7 protein-coding genes are annotated in these 6,594 nt (G+C 60.3%); 4 read left to right on the top strand and 3 right to left on the bottom strand.

What is annotated here, in order from left to right; all coding sequences use genetic code 11:
- Positions 1-136 precede the first annotated feature (136 nt).
- Both antB and antA read right to left on the bottom strand, forming a co-directional pair.
- On the bottom strand, positions 137-628 hold the full coding sequence (gene antB / locus FEM54_RS21095; protein ID WP_056858366.1) for an anthranilate 1,2-dioxygenase small subunit: 492 nt from the start codon (positions 626-628) through the stop codon (positions 137-139).
- Positions 628-2,019, bottom strand: coding sequence for an anthranilate 1,2-dioxygenase large subunit (antA, locus tag FEM54_RS21100; RefSeq protein WP_017137964.1), 1,392 nt, complete (start codon positions 2,017-2,019; stop codon positions 628-630). Before antA ends, antB begins: the two co-directional genes overlap by 1 nt.
- Before the next feature lie 313 nt (positions 2,020-2,332).
- On the opposite strand from antA, the gene FEM54_RS21105 reads away from it, so the two are divergent.
- Positions 2,333-3,325: an AraC family transcriptional regulator gene (locus FEM54_RS21105; RefSeq protein ID WP_138452825.1), complete on the top strand. Its 993-nt coding sequence runs from the start codon at positions 2,333-2,335 to the stop codon at positions 3,323-3,325.
- A gap of 71 nt (positions 3,326-3,396) precedes the next feature.
- Here FEM54_RS21105 and FEM54_RS21110 read toward each other — a convergent pair whose 3' ends face one another.
- On the bottom strand, positions 3,397-4,272 hold the full coding sequence (locus tag FEM54_RS21110; RefSeq protein ID WP_138452827.1) for a LysR family transcriptional regulator: 876 nt from the start codon (positions 4,270-4,272) through the stop codon (positions 3,397-3,399).
- A 114-nt stretch (positions 4,273-4,386) separates the two neighbouring features.
- Between FEM54_RS21110 and FEM54_RS21115 the strand changes: the two genes are divergently transcribed.
- From FEM54_RS21115 to catA, 3 genes are all read left to right on the top strand, one after another.
- A complete protein-coding gene (locus FEM54_RS21115; protein ID WP_138452830.1) occupies positions 4,387-5,514 on the top strand; it encodes a muconate cycloisomerase family protein in 1,128 nt (375 codons plus the stop codon).
- A 12-nt stretch (positions 5,515-5,526) separates the two neighbouring features.
- Positions 5,527-5,817, top strand: coding sequence for a muconolactone Delta-isomerase (gene catC, locus FEM54_RS21120; RefSeq protein ID WP_017137960.1), 291 nt, complete (start codon positions 5,527-5,529; stop codon positions 5,815-5,817).
- Between the two features lie 41 nt (positions 5,818-5,858).
- The coding region (gene catA, locus FEM54_RS21125; RefSeq protein WP_138452831.1) for a catechol 1,2-dioxygenase at positions 5,859-6,594 on the top strand (736 nt) is incomplete at its 3' end.

Here is a 6,594-nt window from a genome sequence, read left to right on the forward strand (position 1 = left end):
GGGGCGCGAAGCGGCCCCTGGTTCAGGCACTGTGGTTTGACTGGATGAATGCGGTGACTTTATTGGGGCCGCTTCGCAGCCCAACGCGGGGCAAGCCCGCTCGCCACAGGACGGTGCTTGTCACAAAAGTTCTCTGCTACAAGTGATAGAAATCCAGCACCGAGTTGATGGTGTCGTTGAGCAACAGTGCGTGCTTGCGGGTGATCAGCCAGCTGTCGCCATCCGGCTTGAGGTGGTAAGTGGCAGGCCCGTAAAACTGCTCTGAGGTGGCCAGGCGATAGAACAGCGTGTGCCAGTTCAGCTTCACCTCCAGCGTGCCGTCTGCCTGCTCGGCGATCCGCACGTTATTGATCAAGTGCAAGGTGCGCGGCATCGGCGTGGCCGACGCGGCCTTGCCGGTGCGCAAACGGAACACGCGGTCTTCCAGGCCCGAACGGTTGGCGTAGTAGATCAGCGACATTTCGCGTTTGGGGTCGCGGGTGTACACGTGCTCCGAGTCCCATTGCGGCAAGTGAAACTCGCTCTGCGGGTCGAACAGCTGCACATAGGCGTCCCAGTCCTGGGCGTCGCACAGTTCGGATTTGCGATAGAAAAATTGCTCGATCCGGTACTGCAATTGGGCATCCATCACTTCACCTCCCGCAGTGTCAGCGCTTGCTGGTCCAGGCCTTTGAGCAGAAATTGCTGCCAGTTGCGATGCTGGTTCACATACAGGCCTTCGTGGGTGAATTCGGTGCCGGTCATGGCCGGTTGAATGCCGATGGCTTCGCTGTTCGGTGTCGGCCCGGTTTCCCAGCGATGGCTGCCCCGTGAGATATCGCTCCAGCGCTCCAGGCGGCCCTGGAAACCGCGCTGGGCTTCGCGAAACTCCACCAGATCATCCGGCGTACCCATGCCCGATACGTTGAAGAAATCCTCAAACTGGCGAATGCGGTTTTCGCGGTCGGCATCCGACTCGTTTTTCACGCCCAGGCACTGGCTGATGATCTCGGTCTTGTTCCACGCCACCGGGCGGATGATGCGCAGCTGCGAGCTGATCTGGTCGAGAAAGAACAGGCTCGGGTAGATGTTCAGGTTGCGCAGGCGGTGCATCATCCACTCGGCTTTCTGCTGGCCGTGTTCTTCCACCAGGCGCGGCATGATGGTGGCGTAGCCCGAGCGCACGCTGGGGTTGGGCATGTCGCTGAACAGCACGCTGTGGCCGTTGTTGAAGGCGAACCAGCCGTCATCGGTATTCGCGTCGCCGGCGCCGAGTTTGCTGTAGTCCAGTGTGCTGGCGGACGCGCTGCCGTTTTCGGTATTCACCTGCTGGCGATGCTGCACCGTGGCCACGTAGTTGTAGTGCACGGTGCTGACGTGATAACCGTCCAGGCCGTTTTCGTTTTGCAGTTTCCAGTTGCCGTCGTAGGTGTAGGCGGATTTGCCCGGCAACACTTCCAGCTCACCGGTGGCCGACTGCGCGACCATCATGTCGAAGAACACTTTGGCGTCACCGAGGAAGTCTTCCAGGCTGTCGGTGCCTTGCACGTTGAGGCTGATGAACACAAAGCCCTTGTAGCTTTCGATACGGGCTTTTTTCAGGCCGCGTGTGGCTTTGTCGAAACCTTCCGGGTACTCGCCCGGCGCCTTGACCTTCACCAGCCGGCCGTCGCTCTTGTAGCACCACGCGTGGAACGGGCAGGTAAAGGTCGATTGGTTGCCCTTGCCGACACGGGTCAGTGTGGTGCCACGATGCTGGCAAGCGTTGATCAGCGCATTGAGTTGGCCTTCGCCGTCGCGGGTGATGATCATCGGCTGGCGCCCGGCGCGCATGGTCACGAAGTCGTGGTTATTGGCCAGTTCACTTTCGTGGCAGGCGTAGATCCAGTTTTTTTCGAAGATCAGTTCCATCTCCAGGTCGAACAGTTCGGGCTCGGTGAACATGTCGCGGGCGATGCGAAACACTTCATCCACCGGCCGAAAGTCCAGGCAACCTTCGATAAACGTTTTCCACTGCTCGACGCTTCTTGCACCACTCATGGGAGGCACCTTTTTTGATAGGGGCTAATCGGTGGGTTATTAGAGGCAGTGGGGCAGGGCGCGGGCTATCCGCTTAATGGGTGAAGGCAGGCCGCAAAATTGGGCAGCAAATACCCAGTTCAGTGCGCCCAGGTGACGCCATGCGCTACTGTCATACCAAAGGAAGGTCGCAAATGCCTGCGGCTTATCCACATAGTCGACGCTTGCTATCCACCCGGTTGCATTCAGGCGGGCGTGGCGTAGAACTTGCTGTCGATTGCCAACGACGCGCCGCCAGAGCGCGCAACCGCCTAACCGCCGTGGGTGCACCCTGATGAGTAGCCATACACGCGAGATCCATATTCAACGCTTCGACCTGGAGGGCGCCTGCAGCTGGATGTCCGGCATCTGCGGGCCGCACCGCCTGGCGACAAGCACGCCCGAGCGCCTGCGTTTTCACCACAGCGCCAATGTGTTCAAGTCCCGCGCCACCACCTTGGGCGTGATCGAGTACGGCACCGATGTGACCATTGATATCGAAGACGCCGAGCACTTCAGCAGCTACAGCCTGAGCCTGCCGTTGGTGGGCGAGCAGGAATTGAGCAAGAACGGCGAGCGCCTGAGCTCCAACCGTGACCAAGGCGTGATTTTGTCGCCTAACGAGCATCAGGTGCTGGCGATTTCCGGTGATTGTCGCAAGTTGCAGGTGGTGATTACGCGGGCGGCGATGAGTGAGTCGCTGGAAGGGTTGCTGCAACGGCCGATTGAAGCGCCACTGCGGTTTGAGTCGGTGATGGATGCGGTGGACGGTGCTTCGGCATCTTGGTGGCGCATGGCGCGCTACTTTATTGCGGAGCTTGAGTGCAGCAACGAGTTGTATGAGCAGGCGGCGTTTACGCGGGATCTGGAAAGCTCGTTGATCAAGGGTTTGATCCTGGCCCAGCCGAACAACTATTCAGAAGAATTGCGCGACGTGCTCGGCGTGAAGCTGCCGCATTACCTGATTCGGGCGCGGCAATACATTCATGACAATGCCCGCGATGCCGTGCATTTAGAGGATCTGGAAGTCGCTGCCGGTGTGTCGCGGTTCAAGCTCTTCGATGCGTTTCGTAAATATTTTGCGCTGTCGCCGATGGCGTATTTGAAGAAGTACCGACTGGGTGTCGTGCGCCAGGAAATCCTCGAGCATGGTTCAATCCGCACTATCTCCGAGATCGCGCTGGGCTGGGGCTTTACCCACTTGGGACGGTTTTCGGCGGAGTACCGCAAACTCTTCGATGAATCCCCCAGCCAAACCCTGCAGCGCAAACGCCTGCGCAGTCTCTGAACTGTATGAAGATCAAACTGTGGGAGCTGGCTTGCCTGCTCCCACAGGGGAATTGCGGTGTTTGGAGGGTTTCAGATCAACTCCTCAACCAACTGCAAACAATGACTCAGCCCTGGCGACTGGTCATTCACTCGCCTGCTCAGGATAATCGGCGAGGTCGCAGTGGCTTCCACAATCGGCGTGTAGCCGATATCCGCCCGGTGCAACACCTGCACCGAGGCCGGCACCAGCGTCACGCCCATTCCCGCGCCCACCAGCCCGATGGCCGTCTGCAACTCGTTGGTCCACTGCACCACCTTGAGGCTCAAACCATGGGCGTCGAACAGCGCGATCACATGGTCGGCATAGCTGGGGCGCGGGTTGCCGGGGTAGAGCACAAACGGCTCTGCGGCCAATTGCGCGAGGGTGGCGGGCGCGCCCAGCAGCGAGTGGCCGGCGGGCAATACGGCCACCAGTCGATCTTCCACCAGCACGCGCTGGACGATGGCCGGGTCGTCGATGCGAATGCGCCCGAAACCCACATCAATGCGCCCGGCCTTGAGCGCCTCGACTTGCTGCAAGGTGGTCATCTCCGACAAGCCCAACTCCAGCTCCAGCGCCTCATGGTTGCGCAGCCGCCGTATCAACTCCGGCAGCACGCCGTACAGGGTCGATGGCGCAAAGCCGATGCCCAGCCAGGTCTTTTCGCCCTGGCCGATGCGCCGCGTGGTATCGCAAACCTTGGCCAGTTGTTCCAGCAGCACATTGGCGTGCTCATAGAAAAATCGCCCGGCTTCGGTCAGCCGCAACGGGCGGCCGCGTTCCAGCAACATCACGCCCAGTTCATCCTCCAGTTGCTGGATCTGCCGGCTCAATGGCGGCTGGGCAATGTGCAGGCGAACGGCTGCGCGGGTGAAGTTGAGGGTTTCACCCAGCACCTGGAAATAGCGAAGATGACGCAGTTCCATGACGGTTCCTTTTATACCTTGAGGGTATCGTGCGAGACCCATTCTATATTGGAAGCCTTTAAAGATACGGCACAGAATCGGCTCAAATCTATAAAGAACCCAACGGGTATAGCCATGCCGATTTGCGCCATCGAGTCGATCGAGACCATCATCGTCGACCTTCCCACCATTCGCCCGCACAAGTTGGCGATGCACACCATGCAAAACCAGACGTTGGTGATCATCCGCCTGCGCTGCGCCGACGGCATTGAAGGCATCGGTGAGTCCACCACCATCGGCGGTTTGAGCTACGGCAACGAAAGCCCGGACAGCATCAAGGTCAACATTGACCGTCACTTCGCGCCGCTGCTGATTGGCCAGGACGCGAGCAATATCAACGCGGCCATGTTGCGCCTGGAGCGCAGCATTCGCGGTAATACCTTTGCCAAAGTCTGGATCAAAAGCGCCTTGCTCGATGCACTGGGCAAACGCCTGAACCTGCCGGTGAGCGAACTGCTCGGCGGGCGTGTACGTGACGCCTTGCCGGTGGCCTGGACCTTGGCCAGCGGCAACACCGAACAGGACATCGCCGAGGCCGAAAAGATGCTCGACCTGCGCCGTCATCGCCTCTTCAAGTTGAAGATCGGCGCTGGAGAGGTCAATCGCGACCTGGCCCATGTGATCGCGATCAAAAAAGCCCTGGGCGAGCGTGCCAGTGTGCGTGTCGACGTCAACCAGGCCTGGGACGAAGCCGTGGCCCTGCGCGCCTGCAAGGTGCTGGGCGATAACGGCATTGACCTGATCGAGCAGCCGATTTCGCGCAACAACCGTGGCGGCATGGCCCGGCTCAACCTGTCGAGCCCGGCGCCGATCATGGCCGATGAATCCATTGAATGTGTCGAAGACGCCTTCAACCTGGCCCGCGAAGGCGCGGCTTCGGTGTTCGCGCTCAAGATAGCCAAAAACGGCGGCCCACGGGCGGTGTTGCGCACCGCCGCGATTGCCGAGGCGGCGGGCATCGGCTTGTACGGCGGCACCATGCTCGAAGGCGGCATCGGCACATTGGCGTCGGCGCATGCCTTTCTCACACTGAACACGCTGGTGTGGGGCACCGAACTGTTCGGCCCACTGCTGCTCACCGAAGACATTCTCACCGAACCGCCGGTGTACCGCGATTTCGAGCTGCATGTCTCCACCGCACCGGGCCTGGGCCTGGCCATTGATGAAGAACGCTTGGCGTTCTTGCGTCGTGACAAACACTAAGAGGCGCCTGCCATGTTGTTCCACGTAAAAATGACCGTGAACCTGCCGCTGGACATGAACCCCGAGCGCGCCGCCACCCTCAAGGCCGAGGAGAAAGCCCTGGCGCAGCGCCTGCAACAGGAGGGCAAATGGCGCCACTTGTGGCGAATCGCCGGGCACTACGCCAACTACAGCGTGTTCGATGTCGACAGCGTGCAAGACCTGCACGACCTGCTGATGCAACTGCCGCTTTTTCCCTACATGGCCATCGAAGTGAACGCCCTGTGCCGCCACCCTTCGTCGATCCATGAGGACGACCGTTGAGCCTGTTTTGCACCCAATAATTACAAGATGAGGATTGCACCATGTCCATCCGACTGTCCCAGACTGCCCATGCCCAGGCGTTTCTCGAAGAAGCCAGCGGCAACCATAACGACGGCGGCAACCCGCGCGCCAAGGCGCTGATCTACCGGATCCTGCGCGATACGGTAAACATCATCGAAGACCTGGAAGTGACCCCGGAAGAGTTCTGGAAGGCGGTCAATTACCTCAATGAATTGGGTAAAAATCAGGAAGCGGGTTTGCTGGCTGCCGGCTTGGGCCTGGAGCATTACCTGGACTTGCTGATGGACGCTGCGGACGAAGATGCCGGCAAATCCGGCGGTACGCCCCGCACCATCGAAGGCCCGCTGTACGTGGCCGGCGCGCCGCTGAGCCAATACGAAGCGCGGCTGGACGATGGCAAGGACGACGCAGTGCCGCTGTTTATGCGCGGGCAAGTGCGCGACACCGACGGCAAGCCGTTGGCGGGTGCGATTGTGGATGTGTGGCAGGCCAACACGGGTGGCACCTATTCGTGGTTTGACCCAACGCAATCGGAGTTCAACCTGCGTCGGCGCATTGAGACCGATGCCCAGGGCAACTATCGTTTTCGTAGCATCGTGCCGTCCGGTTATGGCTGCCCGCCGACCGGGCCGACTCAACAACTGCTCGACCAGTTGGGTCGCCACGGGCAGCGGCCGGCGCATATTCACTTCTTCATCTCGGCGCCGGGGCACCGGCACCTGACCACGCAGATCAACCTGTCGGACGACCCGTACC

Source organism: Pseudomonas edaphica (assembly GCF_005863185.1).
In the GTDB taxonomy this organism is placed as follows: domain Bacteria; phylum Pseudomonadota; class Gammaproteobacteria; order Pseudomonadales; family Pseudomonadaceae; genus Aquipseudomonas; species Aquipseudomonas edaphica.